The 25,472-nt window shown below is 63.7% G+C and carries 24 protein-coding genes; 19 read left to right on the top strand and 5 right to left on the bottom strand.

All coding sequences use genetic code 11. The annotated features are described in order from the left end of the window. Nucleotides 1-157: 157 nt before the first annotated feature. From ACNAZA_RS00730 to ACNAZA_RS00690, 9 genes are read left to right on the top strand one after another with little or no spacing between them, the layout of a single operon-like run. A complete protein-coding gene (locus tag ACNAZA_RS00730; RefSeq protein WP_415794490.1) occupies nt 158-586 on the top strand; it encodes a GspH/FimT family pseudopilin in 429 nt (142 codons plus the stop codon). After that, on the top strand, nt 583-966 hold the full coding sequence (gspI, locus tag ACNAZA_RS00725) for a type II secretion system minor pseudopilin GspI (RefSeq protein WP_415794488.1): 384 nt from the start codon (nt 583-585) through the stop codon (nt 964-966). Before ACNAZA_RS00730 ends, gspI begins: the two co-directional genes overlap by 4 nt. Next, entirely contained in the window at nt 967-1,659 is a 693-nt protein-coding gene (locus ACNAZA_RS00720; RefSeq protein ID WP_415794487.1) for a PulJ/GspJ family protein, read from the top strand. After that, complete coding sequence (gene gspK, locus ACNAZA_RS00715) at nt 1,659-2,660, top strand: type II secretion system minor pseudopilin GspK (RefSeq protein WP_415794902.1); 1,002 nt, start codon at nt 1,659-1,661, stop codon at nt 2,658-2,660. The genes ACNAZA_RS00720 and gspK overlap by 1 nt, the downstream gene beginning before the upstream one ends. 43 nt (nt 2,661-2,703) lie before the next feature. Further along, complete coding sequence (gene gspL, locus ACNAZA_RS00710) at nt 2,704-3,933, top strand: type II secretion system protein GspL (RefSeq protein WP_415794485.1); 1,230 nt, start codon at nt 2,704-2,706, stop codon at nt 3,931-3,933. Beyond that, nucleotides 3,930-4,475 carry a type II secretion system protein GspM gene (gspM, locus tag ACNAZA_RS00705; RefSeq protein ID WP_415794484.1) on the top strand — a complete coding sequence of 182 codons (546 nt, stop codon included), beginning with the start codon at nt 3,930-3,932 and terminating at the stop codon, nt 4,473-4,475. The genes gspL and gspM overlap by 4 nt, the downstream gene beginning before the upstream one ends. Nucleotides 4,476-4,490: 15 nt before the next feature. Then, nucleotides 4,491-5,315, top strand: coding sequence for a type II secretion system protein N (gspN, locus tag ACNAZA_RS00700; protein ID WP_415794483.1), 825 nt, complete (start codon nt 4,491-4,493; stop codon nt 5,313-5,315). 3 nt (nt 5,316-5,318) lie between these two features. Further along, a complete protein-coding gene (gene gspD, locus ACNAZA_RS00695; protein WP_415794482.1) occupies nt 5,319-7,667 on the top strand; it encodes a type II secretion system secretin GspD in 2,349 nt (782 codons plus the stop codon). Nucleotides 7,668-7,679: 12 nt separating this feature from the next. After that, the gene (locus ACNAZA_RS00690) at nt 7,680-9,041 is read left to right on the top strand and encodes a GspE/PulE family protein (RefSeq protein ID WP_415794481.1); all 1,362 of its coding nucleotides are present in this window, start codon (nt 7,680-7,682) and stop codon (nt 9,039-9,041) included. Here the strand turns inward: ACNAZA_RS00690 and ACNAZA_RS00685 are convergent. Both ACNAZA_RS00685 and ACNAZA_RS00680 read right to left on the bottom strand, forming a co-directional pair. Continuing rightward, nucleotides 9,028-9,594: a helix-turn-helix transcriptional regulator gene (locus tag ACNAZA_RS00685; protein WP_415794480.1), complete on the bottom strand. Its 567-nt coding sequence runs from the start codon at nt 9,592-9,594 to the stop codon at nt 9,028-9,030. The two genes, ACNAZA_RS00690 and ACNAZA_RS00685, sit on opposite strands and share 14 nt — an antisense overlap. Next, a complete protein-coding gene (locus ACNAZA_RS00680) occupies nt 9,578-10,237 on the bottom strand; it encodes a hypothetical protein (RefSeq protein WP_415794479.1) in 660 nt (219 codons plus the stop codon). Before ACNAZA_RS00680 ends, ACNAZA_RS00685 begins: the two co-directional genes overlap by 17 nt. Before the next feature lie 206 nt (nt 10,238-10,443). Here ACNAZA_RS00680 and ACNAZA_RS00675 point away from each other — a divergent pair, with 206 nt between their 5' ends. The 9 genes from ACNAZA_RS00675 to ACNAZA_RS00635 all read left to right on the top strand — a co-directional run bounded on the left by ACNAZA_RS00675 (nt 10,444) and on the right by ACNAZA_RS00635 (nt 19,526). Continuing rightward, nucleotides 10,444-12,432 carry a hypothetical protein gene (locus tag ACNAZA_RS00675; protein ID WP_415794478.1) on the top strand — a complete coding sequence of 663 codons (1,989 nt, stop codon included), beginning with the start codon at nt 10,444-10,446 and terminating at the stop codon, nt 12,430-12,432. A gap of 103 nt (nt 12,433-12,535) precedes the next feature. Continuing rightward, nucleotides 12,536-12,820 (top strand): hypothetical protein, encoded by a 285-nt coding sequence (locus tag ACNAZA_RS00670; protein ID WP_415794477.1) that lies wholly within the window; start codon nt 12,536-12,538, stop codon nt 12,818-12,820. Between the two features lie 45 nt (nt 12,821-12,865). After that, entirely contained in the window at nt 12,866-13,864 is a 999-nt protein-coding gene (locus ACNAZA_RS00665) for an LLM class flavin-dependent oxidoreductase (protein WP_415794476.1), read from the top strand. Between the two features lie 10 nt (nt 13,865-13,874). Beyond that, nucleotides 13,875-14,564, top strand: coding sequence for a helix-turn-helix transcriptional regulator (locus ACNAZA_RS00660; RefSeq protein WP_415794475.1), 690 nt, complete (start codon nt 13,875-13,877; stop codon nt 14,562-14,564). An 87-nt stretch (nt 14,565-14,651) separates the two neighbouring features. After that, nucleotides 14,652-15,293, top strand: coding sequence for a glutathione S-transferase family protein (locus tag ACNAZA_RS00655; RefSeq protein WP_415794474.1), 642 nt, complete (start codon nt 14,652-14,654; stop codon nt 15,291-15,293). A gap of 67 nt (nt 15,294-15,360) precedes the next feature. After that, complete coding sequence (gene gspF / locus ACNAZA_RS00650; RefSeq protein ID WP_415794472.1) at nt 15,361-16,581, top strand: type II secretion system inner membrane protein GspF; 1,221 nt, start codon at nt 15,361-15,363, stop codon at nt 16,579-16,581. Between the two features lie 138 nt (nt 16,582-16,719). Next, nucleotides 16,720-17,922, top strand: a complete 1,203-nt coding sequence (locus ACNAZA_RS00645; protein ID WP_120966265.1) for an ammonium transporter — start codon at nt 16,720-16,722, stop codon at nt 17,920-17,922. Between the two features lie 70 nt (nt 17,923-17,992). Further along, a complete protein-coding gene (locus ACNAZA_RS00640) occupies nt 17,993-18,898 on the top strand; it encodes a 5'-nucleotidase (protein ID WP_415794471.1) in 906 nt (301 codons plus the stop codon). Nucleotides 18,899-19,016: 118 nt separating this feature from the next. Continuing rightward, nucleotides 19,017-19,526, top strand: coding sequence for an EF-hand domain-containing protein (locus ACNAZA_RS00635; RefSeq protein WP_415794470.1), 510 nt, complete (start codon nt 19,017-19,019; stop codon nt 19,524-19,526). 70 nt (nt 19,527-19,596) lie between these two features. Here ACNAZA_RS00635 and ACNAZA_RS00630 read toward each other — a convergent pair whose 3' ends face one another. From ACNAZA_RS00630 to ACNAZA_RS00620, 3 genes are all read right to left on the bottom strand, one after another. After that, nucleotides 19,597-20,037: a hypothetical protein gene (locus ACNAZA_RS00630; RefSeq protein ID WP_415794469.1), complete on the bottom strand. Its 441-nt coding sequence runs from the start codon at nt 20,035-20,037 to the stop codon at nt 19,597-19,599. A gap of 216 nt (nt 20,038-20,253) precedes the next feature. Then, on the bottom strand, nt 20,254-20,745 hold the full coding sequence (locus ACNAZA_RS00625) for a cyanophycin metabolism-associated DUF1854 family protein (RefSeq protein ID WP_415794468.1): 492 nt from the start codon (nt 20,743-20,745) through the stop codon (nt 20,254-20,256). A 3-nt stretch (nt 20,746-20,748) separates the two neighbouring features. Then, nucleotides 20,749-23,052, bottom strand: coding sequence for a cyanophycin metabolism-associated ABC transporter (locus tag ACNAZA_RS00620; RefSeq protein ID WP_415794467.1), 2,304 nt, complete (start codon nt 23,050-23,052; stop codon nt 20,749-20,751). A gap of 221 nt (nt 23,053-23,273) precedes the next feature. On the opposite strand from ACNAZA_RS00620, the gene ACNAZA_RS00615 reads away from it, so the two are divergent. Next, on the top strand, nt 23,274-25,454 hold the full coding sequence (locus ACNAZA_RS00615; protein ID WP_415794466.1) for a cyanophycin synthetase: 2,181 nt from the start codon (nt 23,274-23,276) through the stop codon (nt 25,452-25,454). Nucleotides 25,455-25,472: the final 18 nt, after the last annotated feature.

The following is a 25,472-nucleotide window of genomic DNA, read 5'->3' as shown; positions in this document are numbered from 1 at the left end:
GGGGCCCTGACCGGCTAGCGCCGGGGTTTGCCTTGGGGCGGCCCGGCGGCAACCCCGCATGCATCAAATGCCTGTAAAGCTGGCGCGCTCTGTCACTGGGACAGCCAACAAGGGCCGCCCCACAGCACAGGCTGTCGTCCCCCGGGAGGGAAGGAGTATGCAGGGGGGATTCACACTATTGGAGTTGCTGGTGGTGATCTCCATCATGGCGCTGGCAACGGCAGGCGTGAGCTTGGCCATGCGCGATGGCGGCGAGCAGCAGCTGGAGCGCGAAGCCCAGCGTCTGGCCACCTTGCTGGAATCGGCCCGCGCCCAGGCGCGCACCAATGGCACGCTAGTCACCTGGCAGCCCATGCCCCAGGGTTTCAGATTTGACGGACTGGCCCCGGGCGTGAAAATGCCCGGCAACTGGCTGCAAGCCGGTGTTCAGGTGCAACAACCCACCCCCATCATCCTCGGCCCCGAGCCCCTGATTCCGCGCCAGAGCATCACGCTGACCCTGCCTCAGACATCAGCTGCACCGCTGCGACTGGTGACCGACGGGCTGCGCCCTTTCAGCGTGCAAAACATCCAGACCTCGCCATGAAGCCACTGCAGCCACGGCCCCGCCCGCGCCAGCAAGCCGGCTTTACCTTGATCGAGGTGCTGGTAGCCGTCGGCATTGTGGGCGTGGCGCTGTTGGCCGGGCTGCAGGCCAGCAGTGCTCTGGCGCGCAATGCCCAACGCCAGCAGGACGTGATCCTCGCCCAGCAATGCGCGCAAAACGAGCTGGTGCGCATGCGTCTGATCAACCAGATGCCGGCCGTGGGCGACTCCACCGTGAACTGCGATCAGCTCAACCGCCAGTTGCAGGTGCGGCTGACCGTGAGCCCCACGCCCAACCCCAGCTTCAGGCGGGTCGACGCCCAGGTTTTCTCCGACAACCTACCGGTGCTGCGCGTTTCAACCATTGTGGGGCGCTACTAGATGAATAGCTTCAAGCGCAATATACGCAAGCGCTACAGCGGCTTTACACTGGTGGAACTGCTGGTCGCACTGGCTGCCATGGCCTTGCTGTCCATCATGAGCTGGCGCGGCATCGACGGCATGCTGCGCGCCCAGGAAAGCACGCGCGAACAAGGCGAGCAAGCCGCCGTGCTGCAAACCGTGCTGGCCCAGTGGAATGCCGACCTAGCCGCCCTGATGCCGCTGGAGAAAATGCAGGCCCTGGACTGGGATGGGCAGGTGCTGCGCATGACCCGCAAAAGCAGCGCACCCGTGGATCTGGGAGCCATCGTCGTGGCCTGGAGCCGCCGCAGCGTGCAAGGCCAGATGCAGTGGTTGCGCTGGCAGTCCCCACCCTTGCGCACGGCCATGGAATGGAACGAGGCCTGGACCCAGGCCAGCCTCTGGGGTCGCAACCCCTCCACCGCACAAATGGCCAGCGAAACCGTGCTGCTGCCACTGGACCAATGGCGAGTCTATTACTACCGTGGCAATGCCTGGACCAACCCCCAGTCCAGCGAGCAGAGCAATTCAGGCAATGCGGCCGCCGCCACCGGCCTGCCCGCACTGCCCGATGGCGTGCGCATAGAGCTGAGCCTGCCGCAAGGCCGCTCCATGAATGGTCGCCTCACGGTGGACTGGGTCAACCCCTTGCGCTCCAACTCCCGTTCATGATGCTGCAGCGCAATCTCTTTCCGACGAAACATCAGCGCGGCGCGGCCTTGCTGGCGGCCATGCTGACCGTCACCCTGGTCGCCAGCCTGGCGGCGGCGGCGCTGTGGCAGCAGTGGCGCGATGTGGAGATCGAAACCGCCGAGCGCAACCGCGTACAGGCCAGCTGGCTGCTGCTGGGCGCTCTGGACTGGTCGCGCGTCGTGATTCAGGAAGACTCCCGGGCCAACCGCAAATCACCGGTAGACCATCTGGGCGAGCCCTGGGCCGTGCCACTACAGGAAGCGCGTCTGTCCACTTTTCTCAATGCCAAGAACAACGTCAGCAATGTGGATGACGACCAGGCCGATGTGCAGGCGGCGTTTCTCTCGGGCGAAATCATTGACCTGCAATCGCGGCTGAACCTGCGCAGCCTGATGATCGACCCGGACAAGCCGCTGGACGCGGACAGGCTCAAGCCTTTTGTACGCCTGTTCGAGCGCCTGGGCCTGCCCAGCAGTCACGTGCTGCAGATGGCCAACGCCTTGCGCAACGCTGCCGGCACGAGCGCGGGCAAAAGCGCGACCAGCAATACCCCGCTGATGCCGCGCACCTTGCGCCAGCTGGGCTGGCTGGGTCTGGACCCGCGCCTGATCGCCCGCATGGAGCCTTTTCTCACCCTGCTGCCCGAAGTCACCAAGATCAATATCAACACCGCCAGCCCCGAGGTGATCTGGGCCGTCGAAGAGAACCTGGACTGGTCTGCCGCCAATCAGCTGGTGCAGCTGCGCTCCAGCAATCCGTTCAAGTCCACCGGCGATGCGGCCAAAGCCCTGGGCCGCAGCAATCTCTTTGCCAGCGGCTTTGGTACCACCACCGAATATTTCGAAGCGCGGGGCCGTCTGCGCATGGGTGACAACATGCTCAGCCAGCGCTCCATTCTTCAACGCAAGGACATGACGGTCACCACGCTGTGGCAGGAACGAGGTGACTGGGGTTTACCCGCAACCACCCAAGTTCCGTAAACCTGTCGTCATATTGCTTACCTAGAATGCCCCAAACTCTCTCATGAGCACCTTGCTTCTTCTCCTGCCTGCGGACCATGCCAGCGCAGCCAGTGAATACCAGTTCGTCAAAAGCAGAGATGGCCGGGAAGCCCAGAGCACCGGCCAGTCTGTGGCATCGCTTTTGCCTGCTACCAGCCGGGTAGAGCAGGTCACGGCCGTCATCAGCCACCAGCAGCTGTCCTGGCATCAAATCACACTTCCACCCGGGCTGAACCTGGGCAGCAGCCGCCAGCAGACACGGGTGCGGGCGGTGCTCGAAGGCTTGCTGGAAGAAAAGTTGCTGACCGACCCGGGCCAGACCCATCTGGCCCTGCCTGCCAAGGCGGTCTCCGGCGAAACTTGCTGGGTTGCGGTCTGCGACAAGCCCTGGCTGCAGGCCCATCTGAAAGCACTGGAGGCTGCGGGCTATGCCGTCAGCCGCATTCTTCCCGAGCTGGCCCCGTCATCGACCGCCGGACTCTGGGCCGTGGGCGAGGCCGACCGCCCCTGGCTTGTCGCCACCGGGCTGAACGACAACACCCAGCTGGCCAGTCTTCCGCTACAGGCAGACGCCAGCCTGGTGCAATCGCTGCTGGGCCGCTTGCCCGCCGATGTCCCTGTGCTGGCCGAGCCGCAACTGGCCCGCATGGCCGAGAATCTGCAGCGCCCGGTCCAGCTACAGACCCAGACCCAGCGTCTGCTCGAGGCCCATGCCGGCAGCTGGGATATGGCGCAGTTCGATCTGGACCTGGGCAGCAGCACCCGCATGCGCCGCCGTCTGCTCGATGCCTGGCAAAGCCTGGCCAAAAGCCCGCAATGGCGTGCTGCCCGCTGGGCTGCAGCCGTGGCCGTGGTGGCCCAGCTCATAGGGCTCAACGCCTGGGCTTTCAAGGAAAACCAGGCCATTGCCCAGCGCCAGCAGCAGGCCAAGCAGGTGCTGCAGACCACCTTTCCGCGCGTGCCGGTGATTGTGGATGCACCCGTGCAAATGCAGCGCGAGCTGGATTTGCTGCGCAGCCAGACCGGCGCACTCTCGTCCAGCGATATGGAAGCGCTGCTGGCGGCCAGCAGCCAGATCAAAGGCATTGAAACCGCCACCACCTTGCACTATCAAGACAAGCAATTGCGCATACAGGGGCTGAAGCTGGATGCCGAAGCTCTGAGCGATGCCCAACAAAGCCTGGCCGGCAGCAGCTACCGCCTGCAACGCGAAGGCGCTGAGTTGATACTGACGGCAGAAACACAACCATGAAGCGCAGCGTCAACACACTCCATCTGAGCCAGAGCCTGGCTCCACTGCGGCAACGCTGGCAGGGCTTGGCCGCCCGTGAACAAAACCTGCTGCTGCTGGCTGGCAGCCTGGTGCTGCTGGCTCTGGTCTGGTGGCTGGCACTGGCCCCGGCGCTGAGCAGTCTGCGCACGGCCCCCGCCCGCCATGCCCAGGCCGATCGCGAGCTGCAGCTCATGCTGCGCCTGCAGGCCCAGGCCGAGCAACTGCGCCAGCAGCCGGCCGGTGTCATGGGCGATGCGCAAGCGCTGTTGCAGCAATCGCTGACGGCCGAGCTGGGCACCACAGCCCAGCTGCAATGGCTGGGCCAGCGGGCGCAAGTCACGCTGACCGGCGCGCCCGCTCCCGCTCTGGCCCGCTGGCTGTCCAAGCTGCGTGACGACACCCGGGCCACCACTGCCGAGATGAAGCTCAGCCGCGCTCCCGCCGGCCAGAACGTCGATGCCGCCGTGCGCTGGAATGGCAGCCTGCTGCTGGACTTCCCCGACAGCCAGGGCCAGCGGTAAGCAGCGATGCCCTTGATGCGCAAGAACCGCTCCCCTGCCGCAGCACACCCGCGCCCGGCTGACGTCAACAACTGGCGTTCGCCGCGTGCCTGGGCGTTTTCCGGCGCCCTGCTGGGCCTGCTCATCAGCGCAACGGTGTTCGCGCCTGCCAGCTGGCTCGCCCGTCTGGTGTACCAGGCCAGCAACGGCCAGGTCCAGTTGCAGCAAGCCCGTGGCACGCTATGGAACGGCTCGGCCCAGCTGGTATTGACCGGCGGCTCGGACAGCCACGACGTGACCAGCCTGCCCACCCGCCTGAACTGGACGCTACGCCCTGACTGGCTGGGCGCTCAGCTGACCCTGCAAAGCGATTGCTGCACCGCCGCCCCGGTTCTGGCACGGCTGACGCTGGGCTTGAACAGCGCCAGCCTGCAGGTCAGCGACAGCCAGATCGATCTGCCGGCCAACCTGCTGAGCGGGCTGGGCACGCCGTGGAACACCGTTGCCCTGCAAGGACAGCTGCGCATGAGCACGGTCGGACTCAAGCTGCAGTACCGGGCCGGGCGTATGCTCAACCAGGGCCTCACACGGCTGGAGGCGCTTGCCGTTTCCTCGCGGCTGTCGCCGCTCAAACCGCTGGGCAGCTACCGGCTGGACATCGACGGCGGCGAAAGCACCCGCCTGAGCCTGTCCACACTTCAGGGCGATCTGCAACTCAGCGGCCAGGGCCAATGGGTAGGCTCGCGCCTGCACTTCAGTGGCGAAGCCTGGTCCAGCCCGGAGCGCGAAGCCGCTCTTTCCAATTTGCTCAATATATTGGGGCGCCGCCAAGGTGCGCGCTCCATCATCACCTTCGGTTGATCCATGACTCAGCACACGCACTCCGTCTGGCGAGATACTCTCACTTCCATAGCAGCTGCCGCAATGCTGTTGTGCGCCAGCAGCTCAATTCATGCCCAGACTGCCGGCAGCACGCCCAGTCTGCGCCCCGGCGAGCCGGTGACGCTGAACTTCACCAATGCCGATATCGAAGCCGTCTCGCGCGCCATGGCGGCCATCACCAACCGCAACGTGGTGGTGGACCCGCGCGTCAAAGGCCAGATCACGCTGCTGACCGACAAGGCCGTCTCGCCGGCCACGGCCTACCAGCAATACCTGGCCGCGCTGCGCATGCAGGGCTTTACCGTCGCCGAGTCTGCTGGTCTGTTCAAGGTCATCCCTGAAGCCGATGCCAAGCTGCAGGCCAATGAAGTGGCCGTGGGCCGGGGCGGCCAGCATGGCGGCGGTCAGGTCGTCACGCAGATCTTCAAGCTCAACTTCGAGAACGCGGCCAATATGGTGCCGGTGCTGCGTCCCTTGATCAGCCCCAACAACACCATCAACGTCAACCCGGGCAATAACTCGCTGGTCATCACCGACTATGCGGACAATCTGCAGCGCATCTCGCGCATCATCGCCAGCACCGACGTCTCCAACGCCACCGAGGTGGAAGTGATTGCGCTGCGCCACGCGCTGGCCGCCGATATGGTGGCCCTGGTCAACCGGCTGGTGGAAGGTGGCTCCGGCGGTCCGGGCGGAGCGGCGGCCATGGGCGCCGCCAATACCGCCGGCCAGGCCGACAACAGTTTCCGTAGCTCCATCCTGGCAGAACCCCGCAGCAACTCCGTGCTGGTGCGCGCAGCCAATCCGGCACGCCTGTCGCAGATTCGCTCGCTGATTGCCAGGCTGGATCAGCCCGCCATGAGCGGCGGCAGCGACGAGGGCAACATCCAGGTGGTCTACCTCAAGCATGCCGAAGCCGCCTCCCTGGCCGCCACGCTGCGCGCAGCCATCAGCGCCCAGGCCACTGCAGCCAGCAACCAGGCAGGTGTGGCAGGTGCCGTCTCCACAACGAACAGCGCCAGCGCCGGCAGCCAGCAGGCCATGATCTCCCGCGGCACGGATGGCAGCGCCACCATGGGTCTGGGTGCGGGCAATACCGGCCCCAGCTCCCGCTTCGGCACGGCGCAGCAGCCTTCGACCGGCGGCATGATTCAGGCCGACCCCAGCACCAACTCCCTGATCATCACCGCCCCGCCGCCGCTGTATCGCCAGCTGCGCGCCGTGATCGACAAGCTCGACAGCCGCCGCGCCCAGGTGATGATCGAAGCACTGATCGTGGAAGTGGCCACCGACAAGCTGGCCCAGTTCGGCGTGCAATGGAATTCCATCATCCGCGACGGGGGCCAGGTGGCCGGCGTCATAGGCAATGCCTCATCCGTGGCTGGCGGCAGCATTCTGAGTCTGATGGGGGCCTTCAATTCGCTGGCCAACGGCACCGATCTCAGCGATACCGATGCCAAGGCGGCTGCGGGCCTCAAAGGCATGAACATTGGACTGACCCAGCGCGTCAACGGCAAGACCTCGCTGGGCGTGCTGGCCAACTTCCTGCAGGGCAATGGCGACACCAATGTGCTGTCCACTCCCAATCTGATGACGCTGGACAACGAGGAAGCCAGCATCATGGTGGGCGAAAACGTTCCCTTCCCGACCACCACCACCCAGGGCAACACCATCAGCGGCCCGTTCACCACCTATGAACGCAAGGACGTGGGCACTTTGCTGCGCATACGCCCGCAGATCAATGAAAACGGCACCATCAAGCTGGCCGTCTACCAGGAAAACTCGGCAGTCAAGGTCGGCACGGGCACCAGCGCCAGCGGAGCCACCACCACCAAGCGCTCCATAGAATCCAACGTGCTGGTCGAGGACGGCGGCGTGGTGGTGCTGGGCGGTCTGATTGGCGACGAATACTCGCAAAGCGAAGAGCAGGTGCCGCTGCTGGGCGACATCCCGGTGCTGGGCAATCTGTTTCGCAACACCAATCGCACGCGCAAAAAAACCAACCTCATGGTCTTTCTGCGCCCCGTGGTGCTGCGCGATGCCAACGCCACCATGCAGTTCTCTCAGGATCGCTACGAGGCCATTCGCGCCACGCAGCAGCAAATCCAGCCGGATAGCGCTCTGATGCTGCGCAACGTCAACGGTGCAGCCCTGTTGCCCGCCAACCCTGAAGCCGCTCCTGCGCGATCGCCCCTGGTCAGCCCCGGCGCCATGGTAAACACGCCAGCCCGCCAACCCCAGCTGGTGGACTTCACCCAGACCGGCCAGCCCGCGACCGGTACCCCAGCCACGCCCACCGAGCCCCACCGTCTGTCGCCCGGCAGCATGTAAGCAGAGCCGCCCATGCGTTACCCACTGCCCTATGCTTTTGCGCGCAGCAGCCAGCTGCTGATCGAAGACGACGGCCAGACGCCCATGCTCTGGCACGGCCCCGCGCCGGACTGGTCGGCCATCAGCGAAGTCCAGCGCCTGCACGGCGTGCAGCGCTGGCAGATGCTAGACGCCACGGCGCTGTCGCATCGCATCAGCAGCGCCTATGCGCAAAGCGACTCCAGCGCGGCCATGGTGGTCAGCGAAGTCGAGTCCGACGCCGACCTCTCGCGCATGATGCAGGACCTTCCCGCCGTGGAAGACCTGCTGGAAACCGCCGACGATGCGCCCATCATCCGCATGCTCAACGCCTTGCTCACCCAGGCCGCGCGCGATGGCGCCTCCGACATTCATATCGAGCCCTATGAGCGCCACTCCAGCGTGCGCTTTCGCGTCGACGGCGATCTGCGCGAAGTGGTACAGCCCAACCGCGCCCTGCACGCGGCGTTAATCAGTCGCCTGAAGATCATGGCGGATCTGGATATTGCCGAAAAACGCCTGCCCCAGGACGGCCGCATCAGCCTGCGCCTAGGCACGCGCGCCATCGACGTGCGTGTCTCCACCCTGCCCAGTGCCCATGGCGAGCGTGCCGTGCTGCGTCTGCTGGACAAGAGCGAGAGCAAGCTCAGCCTGGAAGCCGTGGGCATGCAGGGCGAGACGCTCAGGCGCTTTACCCATATGACGGCCCAGCCCCACGGCATCGTGCTGGTCACCGGCCCCACGGGCTCGGGCAAGACCACCACGCTGTATGCGGCCCTGCAGCGCATGGACGCCAGCCACAACAACATCATGACGGTGGAAGACCCCATCGAATACGAGCTGGGCGGCGTGGGCCAGACCCAGGTCAACAGCAAGATCGATCTGACTTTTGCCAAGGCCTTGCGCGCCATACTGCGCCAGGACCCGGACGTGATCATGATTGGCGAAATCCGCGACTTCGAAACCGCACAGATCGCCATTCAGGCTTCGCTGACCGGCCACCTGGTGCTGGCCACGCTGCACACCAACGATGCGCCCAGCGCCGTTACTCGTCTGATAGACATGGGCGTGGAGCCTTTTCTGCTGTCCTCATCGCTGCTGGGCGTGCTGGCACAGCGGCTGGTCAGAAAAGTCGATAGCACGGAGCCCAGTGGTTACAAGGGCCGAACCGGTATTTTCGAGATGCTGGTGGTGGACGACACCATTCGCGCCCAGATTCACCGCGGCGCCAGCGAAGCCGAAATCCGCACCACCGCGCAGGCCGCAGGCATGCAGCTCATGCGCGATGACGGCGAACGCCTGGTGCGCGAAGGCATCACCACACCCGAGGAAGTGCTGCGCGTCACGCGTGACTGAGGGCACCCGGATCGGCTTGGTGCCCCCAGCGCATCAAGGCCGGCCCCGTGAGCAGCACGCGCACAAAATCGGCCTGCCGCCCCACACCCACCTTGCTGGCAGCCGCCTTGTACTGCGAGCGCACGGTGTGAATCGACAGCCCCTGGCGCTCGGCAAACTCCTGCAGCGTCCAGCCGTTGACCAGGGCCTGAGCCAGCTGGGCCTCGGCCAGCGTCAACCGGTACAGCCCCTGCAGCAGCGCCTGTAGCGAAGGAATGGTGAGCCCCGGATCGCTGAGCAAGACCATGGCCGCGCAGTGCACGCCATAGGGGCTGACCTGGCGCGGCAGCGGCGACACCATGACCTGCAGTTGCTGACCCGCCAGCCCTCTGAAACGGCTGGCCCGGCCCACATGCGCGGCCTTGCCCAGACCGGTGGCCACGCATTCGTGCATGGCTTTTTGCAGCCAGCGGTCATCTGCCGCATTGCTGGCGCGCAGCCCCTCGCCACCGGTGCGCATCAGCAGCTGGCTGCGCTCCATCAGCCCTGTAGCGCGCCTATTGGCATGCAGCATGCCTGGCATGCTCATCCACCAGCAACACGCCCAGCGGCAAATCCTCGAGCACGGCCAGCGAAGCATGCACCAGAGCCTGTGATTTGTAGAGACGACGGTGAATCGCAAACGCCGTCTGCAGATGCGGCATCAGCTGCTGCATCAGCTGCAGCTCCTGAGGTTCGTAAGCGCCGGCGGCACGCGGGCGCACCATGGTCACATTGAAGGAGCGCTCCTGCTGGTTCTCCACCACTGCGGCGCAGGAATAAAACAGGCCCTGGGGCTGCAGCCAGTCGCCAAACCATTCGGTGGACGTCAGTCGCTGATCGGGGAAAAGCTGGGATGAATTGACCACGCTTCCCGGGCTGTGCAAGCTGGGATCCTGCAGCCAGACATTGCACTGGCAGTAGTGCAGGGCAAAGCTCGCCAGCTCGGCCGCGCCAAACCCGCAGCTGGCGCCAAAGCTGCCGAAGCCTCCGTCCATGTCCACGGTTTTCTGGGCAAAGTCATTGGCCCAGATCAAGCTTGCGGGCGAACGCAGCGTCGTGCCCAATTTCTGCAGCACGCTATGCCACCGCACCGGCTCCAGCGCAGCCTCGTAAATCGAGGCAATCAGATCGGGTACCAGCTCTTGCAAAGCCATAGGAATATGAGCAGCAGCCATATGCGCTCCTGAGTGCTCTGTTTGATTTTGAAGGTCAACGCGTCTTGCAAGGTTACATGGAACACGGTTTGCAATGTCTGAAAAACAAGCAAATACATGGTCATGGGAAAACCCTTCACTTATTTTGGGGATGAATTCCATCCAACAAATACTTACAAACCCCAGAGAGATTCCCACACCCAAAAGCCCTGTTTTGAAAGGCTTTCATGACGCAGCGCCCTGTCCATTCATCCATGCAACCCAGCATTCCTGCTCCAGCCCCTTTTCTGCGCCCCACCCGGGCGCTGGCCACCGTCGCTCTGATGGCCGGTCTGACCGCCTGTGGCGGAGGTGGCAGTGACAGTGCCGTCCCTGCGCCACCACCGCCGCCTCCCGCCCCTGCCACCACGGCGCTGAAAACCACCGTGGTCGATGGAGCCTTGGAAAAAGCCGTGGTCTGCCTGGACAAGAATAGCAACGGCCTGTGCGATGCGGGCGAGCCCACGGCAACCACCGATGCCGCCGGCAATGCCACCCTCAACGTGCCCAATGAGGATCTGGGCAAATACGCGGTTCTGGCCATGGTGGGCACGGATGCCATCGATGCGGACACCGGCCCCGTCAAGACGGCCTTTACCCTCAAGGCTCCGGCCGATACCACAGCTCTGGTCAGCCCTCTGACCACGCTGGTCGAGACCCAGAGAGCCAACACCGGCAGCAGCACGACCGATGCTGCAGCAGCCGTGCAGGCCCAGTTGGGTCTCAGTGGTTCGCCCATGGCCGATTTCACCCAGGACAGCTCGGCCGACGGCAAGCTGGCGGCCACGCTGGCCCGCCTGATTGTGGTGACCACCCAGGTCCAGCGCAACGACACCAGCGGCGCCCTGGGCGTGGATGGCAAGCCGCTGACTACGGGCCAGATCGACAGCGTCATCAACATCCGTCTACTCCAGCAGTTGCAGACCCTGGCCACGGCGGTGCAGGACAATCCCAGCCTGGCCGACCCCAACACCTCCATGGCGGACAAACAGGCCTCCATGGAAACTACCGCACGCCAGGTGGCCGATGCCTCGGGGCTGACCGCCGCCAATGTGGGCGTGGTCGCCGCCGCGCAAGCCCAGACCACAACCCCTGAAGCCACAACCCCCACCGAAACCAGCAGCCTGCGCTGGTTCAGCTTCACCAACGCCAGCAATTTCTATATCCGCGCCTTTGAGGCCAGTGCCGCACAGAACACGCCAGATGCCAACGGCAAGCGGCACTTCACCGAGTACCGCGAGCGCGTGGTCAACGACGTGGAGTCTCCCTGGATGCGCCCTCAGGTGTACTGGACCGGCAGCGCCTGGTTCAGCTGCCCCACCGACTTTGTGCATGAGGTCAGCAATATCGGCAGCACGGGCGAAACCGAGTCCCTGTATTGCAATGCCATGCGCAGCCGCGCCAAGCAAAGCGTGCGTGATATCTCGGGCTTGAAAATGGCAGATATCGTGAGCGAAATCCGCTCCAGCCCGCTGCTGGATTCGGCAGACGGCTCGTTTGCGGACTGGGGCCCACAGCCCTCGCAACTGCCCGCCAACGCCACCTGGCCCAGCGGCTCCACCCTGGCCTACCGCACGGTGACGGATCTGGGCGGCACCGAGTACTACCTGGGCAACAACGCCAATCGCGCCACCATTCCACCCGCCAACGATCCCAACAACCCCGATGGCAATGTCTGGCACAGCGCCAGCCTGGCGGAGTTTGTGGCCTGGAATGCCGGCGACTTTGCCAGCAACGTCAGCACGGCCCAGGTTCATGGCAACAACGCCCGCGTGCTGGTCACGCGCCGTGACTATCTCAAGCCCGACGGCAGTAGTGCCTACAAGCGCTATATGGTGGGCTTTGAGCCCGGCGGCGAACTGCGGGCACGCTTTTACGAATGCGAAGGCGATACCTCGCAAAACCGCAACGCCACCTTGTTCATCAACGGCGTCTCCACCTGCAAGGTAATCCTGGTGAGCAACTACAGCATCAGCGCTGTGGGCGACGCCAAGGTGCTCCGCTTCAGCGCCGAACCCACCCAGTTGAACGTCAGCAACTTCCAGAACTACCGCCTGTTTGTGGAGCGCGGCGGCATCACCTATCTGGGCTATCGCGACAAGCAGATGGTCAGCTACCAGCAACGCCTGAACAAGGTCGCGGCTGAAGCACTGCTGGCCTCTCTGGGTCTGAACTGATACCTTTTTGTTTCGTGCGCTTGGCCCGCCTTTTGGCGGGCCTTTTTTCACATCCAAGGCCCCACCGCACCCCGGAAATGCCTGCTTTGCCACAATCATCGGCATGCTTGAAAACCTTCGTTCTTTCGCCCAACCCTATGGCGGCGACCTGATTTTGCCGCTGATCCTGCTGGCCGTCGTCAGCCTGGCGGTACTGTGGCAATTCAAGAGCCGCATGGATGTGGCCCAACTGCGACGCATGATCCGCGTCGCGGCGCTGGTGGCGCTGCTAGGCTCGGTTTTTGCCATGCAACTGGGCGCTGCCTATTACGCGCTGGCCATCGTGCTGCTGGTCTGGGGTGTGGTGGTTGGCATTGTTTTTGGCAGAGAAATAGGCCGGAAGCGCTGATCGATAAAGCGCATACCGCTATCAAAAACATTTGTCAGAGGCCCTATGAAATCACTAGACAAGATCAAGCTCTCCATGCTGGATCTGGTGGCTGTGCGCGAAGGCGGCACGGTTGCCGATGCGCTCAAGATTGCCGTACGCACTGCCCAGCAGGCGGAAAGACTGGGCTTTAGCCGCTACTGGCTGGCCGAGCACCACAACATGCCCGGCATTGCCAGCTCGGCCACGGCCGTGCTGATAGGCCATATTGCAGGCGCCACGCAAAAGATTCGTGTGGGCTCGGGCGGCATCATGCTGCCCAACCACGCACCGCTGGTGGTGGCTGAGGCTTTCGGCACGCTGGCCGAGCTCTACCCCGACCGCATCGACCTGGGCCTGGGCCGCGCGCCCGGCACGGACGGCCCCACCATGCGCGCCCTGCGCCGCGACCGCGTGGAGACCGAGGAAGACTTTCCGCGCGATGTCCAGGAACTGCAGCGCCTGTTGGGCCCTGCGCAAGAGGGCCAGCGCATCATCGCCATGCCCGGTGCCGGCACCCAGGTACCGATCTGGCTGCTGGGCTCCAGCCTGTTCTCGGCCCAGTTGGCCGCGCACATGGGTCTGCCCTACGCTTTTGCCTCGCACTTCGCGCCGCGCATGCTGCACCAGGCGCTGGCTGTCTACCGCCAGATGTTCAAGCCCTCGGCCACGCTGGCCAAGCCTTACGCCATTGTCGGCGTGCCTGTGATTGCCGCCCCCACGGATGAAGAAGCGCAGTTTCTGGCCAGCAGCACCTACCAGCGGGTCCTGGGCATTCTGACGGGCAACCGCTCGCGCCTGCAGCCTCCGGTGCCGGGCTTCTGGGAACAGCTCGATGCCCGCGCCCAGGCCGCCATCTCCGACTTTCTGGCCGTGGGCGTGGTCGGCGGACCGGACGCCGTGCATCAGGGCCTGCAAAAGCTGGCCGAGGAAACCCAGGCCGACGAGTTCATGCTGGTCAGCGACGTGTTCGATGCCGAGCTGCGCCTGCGCAGCCTGGAGATCACCGCCCAGGCCATGCAGTGACCGTTCTGCCATGAGCCGCTCGGCCCGTCTGCTGCAGCTGCTGGACAGCCTGCGCCGCGCCCGCCAGCCGCAAACCGGGCCGCAGCTGGCCCAGTCACTGGGCATCAGCCTGCGCACGCTGTACCGCGACATCGCCACCTTGCGCACCCAGGGCGCAGATATTTTGGGCGACCCCGGCATAGGTTTCGAGATGCGGCCCGGCTTTCTGCTGCCGCCCCTGATGTTCAATGCCGACGAGCTGGAAGCCCTGCTGCTGGGCGCCCGCTGGGCCAGCTTGCAGGCCGACCCGCAACTGGCACAGGCCGCCACGGCCGCCATGGACCGCATTCGCGCGGCACTGCCACTGGATCTGCGCATTGCCGTCGATACCAGCGGCCTACTGGTTCCCAATATGCAAGACGACCCTCCCGCCGAACCCTGGCAGGCCGCACTGCGCCGCGCCATCCGTGCCGAACACAAGGTCGTGCTGCACTACCGGGACCAGCATGGCGTGCTGAGTCAGCGCAAGATCTGGCCATTTGCCATGGCCTACTTCGAGCGCAGCCGTGTGGTCTCGGCCTGGTGCGAACTCCGTCAGGCCTTTCGCCACTTTCGCGCCGACCGCGTGGACTCGCTGGAGGATCTGGGAGAACGCTACCCACAGCGACGTCAGGCCTTGATACAGCGCTGGCTGGACGAAACCGGCTGCACCCTGGACTGAGTGCCGTGCTCTGCTGACAGAAACTGTCAGCTTCTCTTCCTACATTGCACCCATGGCGCGTTTGCCATGCCAACAGGAAGAACTGCAATGTCCCCAACCTCTGCCCCCAAGCTGCGCTTCTACAGCAACCCCATGTCCCGCGCTCGCATGGTGCACTGGATGCTGCAGGAGTGCGATGCCGAGTACGAAACCATCACGCTGGACTACGGCCCGCCCATGAAGTCTGCGCAGTATCTGGCCATCAACCCCATGGGCAAGGTTCCGGCGCTGCAGCATGGCGACACCGTCATCACCGAAACCGGGGCCATACTCGCCTATCTGGCCGAGCTTTATCCCGAAAAACAGCTGGCTCCGGCCATGGGAAGCCCCGAGCGCGGCAGCTATCTGCGCTGGCTGTTCTTCGTTGCCGGGCCGGTGGAGGCGGTCTCCACCGCCAAGACTGAAGGCTGGTTGAACGGGCAAACGCCCCAGCAGGCGGTGGCTGCAGGTTTTGGGCGCTTTGAAGATGTAGTCGCCACCTTGCTGCACGCCGTGCGCGGCAAGCAATATGTCTGCGGCACGCACTTCACGGCGGCAGACCTCTACCTTGCCAGCTATCTGGGCTGGAGCATGCAGCAGGGCACGCTGCCCGCGCTGCCGGAGTTCAGCGCCTATGCGCTGCCGCTGCTGGCACGCCCGGCCTCCGCCCGCGCCGATGCACTCGACGGCCCGCTGGAGCAACTGGTCTGAGTGTCACAGGCTTCGGGCACAATCATCGGCTTGTGGCCTAAGGCCGCTGTATTCACGCCATTGACTGATGCCCGCCTTCACCTTTGAAGCCCTGGATGCCCAGGGCCAGACCCGCAAGGGCACTCTGGAAGCCGACAATACCCGCGCAGCGCGCAACCAGTTGCGTACCCAGGCACTGATTCCGCTGCTGGTGGAGCCCGTGGGCTCGGGCAATGCACAAGGCCCATCGACCTCGAACTGGTTCAGCCGTCCCGTACTCAACTCCACCTCGCTGGCGGTCTGGACTCGGCAGCTCTCGGGTCTGGTCAGCTCCGGCCTGCCCATAGAGCGTGCGCTGGCGGCCTTGACGGAAGAGGCTGACGACAAGCGACTGCACCAGTTGATGGCCTCGCTGCGGGCCGAAGTCAATGCAGGCTCCACTTTTGCGCGGGCGCTGGGTCAGCATCCGCGCGAGTTCTCCGATATTTTCTGCGCCGTGATCGGCGCGGGCGAGGCCAGCGGCAGCCTGGGTACGGTACTGGAAAGCCTGGCCGACGATCTGGAATCGCGCCAGGCGCTGCAGTCCAAGCTGATCGGCGCATCGCTGTATCCGGCCATCGTCACCCTGGTGGCCATCGTCATCGTGCTGTTTCTAGTCAGCTATGTGGTACCCCAGGTGGCCAGCGTTTTCGCCGGCACCAAGCGGGCATTGCCGTTTCTCACCGTGGTCATGCTTTCCTTGAGCAGCTTTGTGCGCAGCTATGGCTGGGCCATGCTGACGCTGCTGGTGCTGGCGGGCATAGGCTTTCGCATCGCGCTCAGGAACGAGGTATTTCGCGAACGATTTGATGCCCAGTGGCTGCATATCCCGCTGATAGGCCGCCTTGCGCGCAGCTATAACGCCGCCCGCTTTGCCGGCACGCTGGCCATGCTAGCCAAGGCGGGCGTGCCGATTCTCAAGGCCTTGCAGGCCGCAGCCGAAACCCTGAACAACCGCGCCCTGCGCGCCGATGCGCTCGATGCGCTGGCCATGGTGCGCGAAGGTGCGCCCCTGGCCTCTGCTCTGGCGCAGAAAAAGCGCTTTCCCGGGCTGGTGGCCATGTTTGCACGCCTGGGCGAGCAGACCGGCCAGTTGCCGCTGATGCTGCAGCGCGCGGCCACCCAGCTCTCCACGGAAGTACAGCGCCGGGCCATGCATCTGGCCACCATACTGGAGCCCCTGCTCATCGTGGCCATGGGCCTGATCGTCATGCTCATCGTGCTGGCCGTGCTGATGCCCATCATTCAGCTCAACCAGTTTGTGAAATAAGCGCCCCAGAGTGGCGCGCGCACCATTCAGAGCTACCACTCACTTCAGCATGGCGCGATTTTTGCTTTTTTTGGTGCATTGCGTTTTTTCCACGCAATGCTGCACCAATAACTAGCAAACTTCAGCTGGAGCGTTTTCATGGAAGCACTAAAACAGGGCGCTGATGCCCTGTTCATTTTGATGGGCGCAGTCATGGTCCTGGCCATGCACGCGGGTTTCGCATTTCTGGAGCTCGGCACCGTGCGGCGCAAGAACCAGGTCAATGCACTGGTCAAGATCCTGGTGGACTTCTCGGTCTCCACCGTGGTCTATTTCATGGTCGGCTACGGCGTGGCTTATGGCACGCACTTTTTCGTGGGCGCCGAGCAGCTGGCGGCGTTCAACGGCTATGCACTGGTCAAATTCTTCTTTCTGCTGACTTTTGCCGCCGCCATACCGGCCATCATCTCGGGCGGCATTGCCGAGCGCGCCAAATTCTGGCCGCAGCTGATCGCCACCGCCGTCATCGTCGGCCTGATCTACCCCTTCTTCGAAGGCATTGTCTGGAATCAGCATTTCGGCGTACAGGCCTGGATCAAGGCGCTGACCGGTGCCGAGTTTCACGATTTCGCCGGCAGCGTGGTCGTCCATGCCGTGGGCGGCTGGATTGCCCTGGGCGCTGTGTTGCTGCTGGGCCCGCGCAGCAACCGCTACCGCCGCGATGGGGCCATTGCCGCCACCCCGCCATCGAGCATTCCGTTTCTGGCTCTGGGCGCCTGGATTCTGACCGTAGGCTGGTTCGGCTTCAACGTCATGAGCGCCCAGACCCTGGACAAGATTTCGGGCCTGGTCGCCGTCAATTCGCTGATGGCCATGGTCGGCGGCACGCTGGCGGCCTTGGCCGTGGGCAAGAACGACCCGGGCTTTGTGCACAACGGCCCGCTGGCCGGCCTGGTCGCCGTCTGCGCCGGCTCGGATCTGATGCACCCGCTGGGCGCACTGACCGTGGGCGCGGCCGCCGGCGCCATCTTCGTGATCATGTTCACGCTGACGCAAAACCGCTGGAAGATCGACGACGTGTTGGGCGTGTGGCCGCTGCACGGCCTGTGCGGCGCCTGGGGCGGCATTGCGGCCGGCATCTTCGGCAGCAAGGCCCTGGGCGGACTGGGCGGCGTGCACCTTGGCGCCCAGCTCATAGGCACGCTGATGGGCGTGGCCTGGGCCACGGCGGGCGGCTTTCTGGTTTACGGCCTGCTCAAGACCACGCTGGGCCTGCGTCTGAACCAGGAGCAGGAATTCGACGGCGCCGATCTCTCCATACACCGCATCAGCGCCACGCCGGAGCGCGAAGCCAACTGGTGAGACAGAGAAGGCGGGAGCAGGCTGCGTATCATCTGAAGCTGTCTGCCCACCTACCGGAAGCTGTACCACCATGGCCCTGACCCTGGACGAGAAGATCGTCGTCGCCATCTCCTCGCGCGCGCTGTTTGACTTCGAGGAAGAAAACCGCCTGTTCGAGAACAGCAACCCCGCCACCTATCTGAAGCTACAGCGCGAGCGCCTCGATGTGCCTGCCGCGCCCGGCGTGGCCTTCTCCCTGGTCAAGAAGCTGCTGGCATTCAACACCGAGGCCCAGCAGCGCGTGGAAGTAGTGCTGCTGTCGCGCAATGATCCCATCAGTGGCATGCGGGTGTTTCGCTCGGCCAAGGCCCACGGCCTGCAATCCATACAGCGCGGCGTCTTCACCCAGGGCCGCGACCCCTTCAGCTATCTGCGCCCGCTGGGCGCGCAGCTGTTTCTGTCGGCCAATGCCGAAGACGTGACTCAGGCCCTGCAACTGGGCTACCCCGCCGCTCATGTCTACACCGATTCCATGCGCGCCAGCGGCCGTCACCCGCAGGAGCTGCGCATCGCTTTTGACGGCGACGCCGTGCTGTTCTCGGACGAGGCCGAGCGCATCTACCAAAGCCAGGGCTTGGCAGCCTTTCAAAAACACGAGGCAGATAAAGCCAGCCAGCCTCTGCCCGAAGGCCCGTTCAAGCCCTTGCTGGCGGCTTTGCACCGGCTGCAGCAGGTGGATGAACCCGGCATGCAGATCCGCACGGCCCTGGTCACCGCCCGCAGCGCACCGGCCCATGAACGGGCGCTGAACACGCTGATGGACTGGAAAATCGATGTGGACGAGGCCATGTTTCTGGGCGGCCTGCCCAAGGGCGGATTTTTGCGCGAGTTTGAACCCGACTTCTTTTTTGACGACCAGACCGGTCATGTGCGCAACGCGGCCAGCCATGTGCCATCAGGCCATGTGCGCAGCGGCGTGGCGCATGAGAAGGCTTGAAGCACAGGCTCCGGATACATCCGTAAAGTTGCGCAAAGCCTGGCAAGCGATTGCAAAAGCCTGACCGCTGGTGCGGACTGCAGTTGAGAATCCAGCCATCGCCCCCAACTGGAGTTCCATGTCGAAAGTTTTCCCTCACTCTGCCGCCCCGATTTCCCGCACCGCTTCCACCCGTCTTGCCGCCCGCTCATCGACCATGATGAAAGCCGCCATGACGGTGCTGCTGACCAGCGCCTTTGTGCTGCTACCCACGGCGCGTGCCGATGATGCGGATGCCGACAAGGCCCAGGGCGCCCAGTTGTCCAAGGGCGAGATCAAGGCCCAGCAGCAATTCAAGATGCTGGACTTCAACCATGACGGCAAGCTCAGCCGCAAGGAAGTGGCCATCATTCCCAAGCTGGCTGCAGCCTTTGACGAGACCGACACCAACAAGGACGGTTTCGTGACCTATGAGGAAGTGCGCGCCTTTGCCGTCAAATACCGCGCTGCACGGGAAACGGCCAAGGCTGCCGAAGTGGCAAAGAGCTCGACAGCCAAGAGCGCCAAGACCCCGCCGGAGCACCAAGCTCCCGCTTCCGCACCCACTCCTGATTCGCAAGCAGACGGCGATGACACTGCAAAGAACTAAGCGGTATTGAGCTTCAAACTGCTTGAACAGCGTACGCATCACGCTCTGAAATACAGAGCAACTTTGTATTTCAGCTCTTGTCGCCGCCCGTGCGCTTGACCTTGGGCTCCGAGTAAGTCAGCGGTTCGTTGCGAGTCATCAGCTTGTTGTTCAACACATCCTCGGCCTTGCTGCTGTCCTGCGCCTGCTCCACGGCCTGGGCGCTGGCCCGCCACATGGACTGAATGAACTCGATCAGCTGCTTGGAGATGGGCTCTTTAGGCGGCTCCTCCACCTCCTGCTTTTGCTTGACCTCCTCCGCAAGCGTCCAGTCGCGGTTTTCCGCGTCTGGAGCGGAGGGTTTCTCGGGCTCGCGCAGCGTGCGGCCTTCGCCCAACTTGTCCACAGACTCGGCCGCATTCACCGCATTGACGGGCCGCACCGGCACGGCGCCGGAAGCACCGGTGGAATACAAATCGGCACCCTGAGTTCGCCACGGGGTGCTGGAGCGGTCAACAGGTGGTATTTGCATGACGAGCCTCTCTTGGGGTTGGCGGGATTGCAGGCGGAAAAACAGCTTTCTCGCCGTGTTATCGACCTATCTTGAGAAAACTAAAGAACTTTTTCATTCTTTATTTGATAGCACGTAGCGATTACCCAATAAGGGCTTGAGTCTGTTTTTATTCAAAAACCATGAAAAAAGGCCTTGCTGCGCCGCAGCAAGGCCTTTGTACTGTGTAGGGCGTGATTACAGAAAGCGCTCCAGCAGCTTGCGCGAAGCTCTGTCGAGCTGGTGGGTATCGGGAATGCGGAACTGCACGCCATCCTGGCCGGTGATCTGCAGCTTGGTGCGGCCTGCCAGCTTGCGTATGTCTTCCTCGGCCTTGAGCACCATTTGCGTGACACCACGGTCGGTCTGCAAGTCCCAGGTGCTGGGAGTGGAGAAGCTGGAGACCTTGAGAATGCGCTCGACCGTGGGCACAAATTCGCGCGCGGCCAGGTCTTCCTCGATCAGTTGACGATGGGCAGGCTGCAGATCATCCATGCGGGCCACCCACAGCGCTTCCTTGCCGTCGGCGGCGATCAGCGACAGCCCTTCGGTAGGCGCGGCAATGGGAAAGGCCCGCACGGGCACCACGGCCGTGTACACCGTGCCGTCGCCCAGCGTCAGCACCAGGCGGCCATGGGGATTGCGCACCAGCTGCATGCCGGCCAGGTCGGAGTGGGGAGTGTTGATCATCACTTATTCCTTTGTCACCAGGGCCGGGGTCTGCAGCGTCAGGCCTGCGGCTTGCGCATCTTCTTCGGCGCGGCGGGCCTGGGCTTCGTACAGACGCCAGTAAGCGCCTTTTTTCTCCATCAGCTCGTCGTGCGGGCCGACTTCCACAATCTCGCCGCGGTCCATGACCACCAGCCTATCGGCCTTGCGCAGCGTGGACAGGCGGTGGGCAATGGCAATCGTGGTGCGGCCTTGCACCAGATTGTCCAGCGCCTTCTGGATTTCCTTTTCGGTCTCGGTATCCACGGCCGAAGTGGCTTCATCCAGGATCAGGATGCGCGGATCGATCAACAGCGCGCGGGCAATCGAGATGCGCTGGCGCTCGCCGCCCGACAGGCCCTGGCCGCGCTCGCCCACCAGCGAGTCATAGCCATGGGGCAGGCGCAAGATGAACTCGTGCGCATGGGCGGCACGGGCGGCGGCCACGATTTCCTCGCGGCTGGCAGCGGGCTTGCCATAGGCAATGTTCTCGGCAATGGTGCCAAAGAACAGAAAGGGCTCCTGCAGCACCAGGCCGATGTTGCTGCGGTAATCCGACACCGACATGCGGCGCACATCCACGCCATCGAGCTGGATCGAGCCTTCGGACACGTCGTAGAAGCGGCAGATCAGGTTGACCAGCGTGCTCTTGCCCGAGCCGCTGTGGCCCACCAGACCAATCATCTCGCCGGGCTGAATCTGCAGATCCAGATTCTTGATGACAGAGCGGCTGCCATAGCGAAAGCCCAGGTTTTCCATGGTGATGGCGCCCTTGACCTTGGGCAGCTTCACGGGATTGGCAGGTTCTGGCACGTTGCTGACATGGTCCAGGATGTCGAAAATGCGCTTGGCCCCGGCCGCAGCCTTCTGGGTGACCGAGACGATGCGACTCATGGAATCCAGACGGGTGTAGAAACGGCCGATATAGGCAATGAAGGCCGTCAGCACACCGACGGTGATGGAGCCGCCAGCGACCAGATAGATACCAAAGCCCCAAACGATCAGGATCCCGATCTCGGTCAGCAGCGTAACGGTGGGCGTGAAGAGCGACCAGGTCTTGTTGACCTTGTCATTGGCTTCCAGATTGACCTGGTTGGCATCGGCAAAGCGGTCGGCTTCGCGCTTTTCCTGGGCAAAAGCCTTGACCACGCGAATGCCGGGAATGGTATCGGCCAGCACATTGGTCACTTCGGACCAGACGCGGTCGATCTTCTCGAAGCCGGTACGCAGGCGATCGCGCACGGTGTGGATCATCCAGGCGATGAAGGGCAAGGGCACCAGAGTGACCAGAGCCAGCCAGGGGTTGATGGAGAACAAGATGGCCGAAGTCATCACGATCATCAGCACATCGGTGGCGAAATCCAGGGCGTTGAGCGACAGGAACAGGTTGATGCGGTCGGTTTCGGCCCCGATACGCGCCATCAGATCGCCCGTGCGCTTGCTGCCGTAAAAATCCACCGACAGGTTCAGCAAGTGCTTGTAGGTGGTGGTGCGCAGATTGGAGCCTATGCGCTCGGACACCTTGGCCAACACAAAGGTACGCGCCCAGCCCAGGGCCCAGGCCAGCAAGGCAGAAACCAGCAAGGCGCCCAGGTAGAAGGTGACCAGGCTGGGATCGATCTTCTCGCCGTTCTGAAACGGGATCAGTATCTTGTCCATCAGCGGAATGGTCAGATACGGCGCCACCAGTTGGGCCGCCGTGGTGCCAAGCGTCAGCAGAAAGCCCAGCAGCAACTGCCCCTGATAAGGCTTGGCAAAGCGCCACAGGCGCAGCAGCACCCAGGTCGAGGTCTGCGGAGCTTGCTGACGCGCGCAGGCCGGGCATTCGTCGGTATCGGGCGGCAGAGCCGCGTGGCAGACCGGGCAGCGGGCTGCCTCCTCGTCGGTCACGGCGCTATAGCTTTCCTGGCGGGCAATGCGCTCGCGCTGGCGATCGAACTGCTGCATCAGCAGCAAGATGGCCGTCTGGTGCTTGAGGGTGATGTACCACCTGGACAGGCGCGCATCATGGTCGTGCAGCTCAAGATTCCCCACGCCGCCATGATCCTGCAGACGCAAACTTTGACCCACAGTAAGTTTCCACTCACTCCACTGCTGAGTCTTGGGATCACAGGCCAGCAGCCTGTCGGGCGTCAAGGCCAGCAGGCCGTTGCCAAACTGCAAATCTGCGCTCAGGTCAACCGGGACGATGGCCAGCACGTTTTCATGAGGAGCGAGCTTGGCTCGCAATTCGTCCCCCAAGGGTCCGGCAAAGACTGCCGAGGCGTCCACAGTATGGTGATGTTGCATCTTGAATTATTTTTCTCCGCCCCTGGCGGCTCCGATATTCGTGCGGGAAACCGCATTGGCAGGCTAAACGCGGCAGAGCCGGGCGCTCAATACCCCTCTATCAACGCGCGAACCTGCAATTAGGCTGACATCCCGCTATACGTCTATTCTGGGCGCACAATGCCAACCCATATTTGGCAGAGTTTACAAATCCTGTTCCTCCTTATTACTGCTGACAGAACATGGCGAAATTCAACGACATCCAACTCTTACGCACAACTTTTCTGCGTGGCCCCAGTGTCTGGACCTACCGCCCGGTTCTGGAGGTGTGGCTGGATTTGGGAGAGCTGGAAGACTATCCGTCCAACAAGATTCCCGGCCTCAACGAGCGTCTGACCGCCTGGTTGCCCGATCTGATCGAGCACACCTGCGGCGTGGGCGAGCGCGGCGGCTTCATCCAGCGCCTGGAAGGCGGCACCTGGATGGGCCATGTGCTGGAGCACGTGATCATCGAGCTGCTGAACCTGGCCGGCATGCCGGCCGAATTCGGCCAAACGCGCGAGATCTCCAAGCGCGGCGTGTACCGCATGGTGTTCCGCTGCCCCGAAGAGGCCGTGGCCCGCGTGGCGCTCGAGTACGGTCACCAGTTGCTGATGGCGGCCATCAACGACGAAGCGTTTGAGCTCAAGCCCGCCATTCACGCCATCAAGACGGCCATCAACGACCGCTATCTCGGTCCCTCCACCGGCTGCATCGTCGATGCCGCCGGCGAGCGCCGCATTCCCCATATCCGCCTGAATGACGGCAATCTGGTGCAGCTCGGCTATGGCGCCGCGCAACGCCGCATCTGGACGGCCGAGTCCGATCAGACCAGCGCCATTGCCGAAGGCATTGCGCAAGACAAGGATTTCACCAAGCGCCTGCTGACCGCCTGCGGCGTGCCCGTGCCCGAAGGCCAGATCGTGGCCAGCCCTGAAGAGGCCTGGGAAGTGGCGCAGGACATCGGTTTCCCCGTCACCGTCAAGCCCTCGGACGGCAACCATGCCCGCGGCGTGACGCTGGAGCTGTCCAAGGAGGCCGACATCAAGGCTGCCTTCGCCCTGGCCCAGCCCGAAGGCTCGGACGTGATCGTTGAAAAATTCATCGACGGCGTGGAGCACCGCCTGCTGGTGGTGGGCGGCAAGGTTGTCGCCGCCACCAAGGGCGAGACCGTCAGCGTGCACGGCAACGGCATCGCCACACTGGCCGAGCTGGTGGCCGTGCTCAACCAGGATCCACGCCGCGGCCCCGAGCAGGAATACCCGCTGGACTGGATCAATCTGGAAGCCGGCGCCGTCAAGCTTGAACTCAACCGCCAGCATCTGACGCCCGACAGCGTCATCCCTCAAGGACAAGCCGTGCTGCTGCAGCGCAACGGCAATATGGCCATTGATTGCACCGACGACGTGCATCCCGACGTGGCCTATTACGCCACGCTGGCTGCCAAGATCGTGGGTCTGGATATCGCCGGCATGGACATGATCCTCAAGGATGTCTCCCAGCCCTTGAAGGGCCAGGGCGCCATCCTGGAAGTCAATGCCGGCCCCGGCCTGCTGATGCACCTCAAGCCCACCAGCGGCGCGCCCCGCCCCGTGGGCATGGCGATTGCCGATCACCTCTTCCCCCGCGAAGATGGCGCCGGTGCCGGCCGCATCCCCGTGGTGGGCATTGTGGGCACGCGCAACAACGCTTTCATCGCCCGCCTGGTGGGCTGGCTGTTGCAGCTGTCCGGCAAGCTCACCGGCGTGGCCAGCAGCGAGGGCATGTTCCTGGCCAACCGCCAGACGCAAAAGACCAATACGGCCAACTGGGCTGGTGCGCACCGCCTGCTGACCAACCGCTTGGCCGAAGCGGCCGTGATTCAAACCACCTCGCGTTCGATTCTGGAAGAAGGCCTGTCCTACGACCGCTGCCTGGTCGGCGTGGTCACCGATATGGACGGCTTTGAGACCCTGGCCGACCACGACGTGCAGGAAGCGGCCAATATGCGCCGCGTCATGCGCACCCAGATCGACGTGGTGCTGGACGAAGGCGCCGGCGTGCTCAACGCCGACCTGCCCGAAGTGGCGGATCTGGCCGAGCTCTGCGATGGCGAAGTGATTCTGTACAGCGCCGATGCCGGCAATGCCGTGGTGGCTGCCCACCGCGCCGACACCGAGCAGCAGCATGAAGGCGGCCGCGCCGTGCTGATCAAGGGCAATACCGTGGTGCTGGCCACAGGCACGCAAGAGCGCGTACTGGGCACGCTGGAAGCCCTGTCCCTGCCCGGGGGCAAGCGCCCCGACACGCCGGCCCTGCTGGCAGCGATCGCCACGGCCTGGGCTCTGGATATCACGCCCGAGCTGATCGGCGCCGGTATCAAGACCTTCGAATACACCGCCTGATTTCACGCAACCAAAGAA

The organism is Comamonas aquatilis (genome assembly GCF_965139575.1).
GTDB classification, from domain to species: domain Bacteria; phylum Pseudomonadota; class Gammaproteobacteria; order Burkholderiales; family Burkholderiaceae_C; genus Comamonas; species Comamonas aquatilis.
This window is presented reverse-complemented; position numbering and strand designations above follow the sequence as displayed.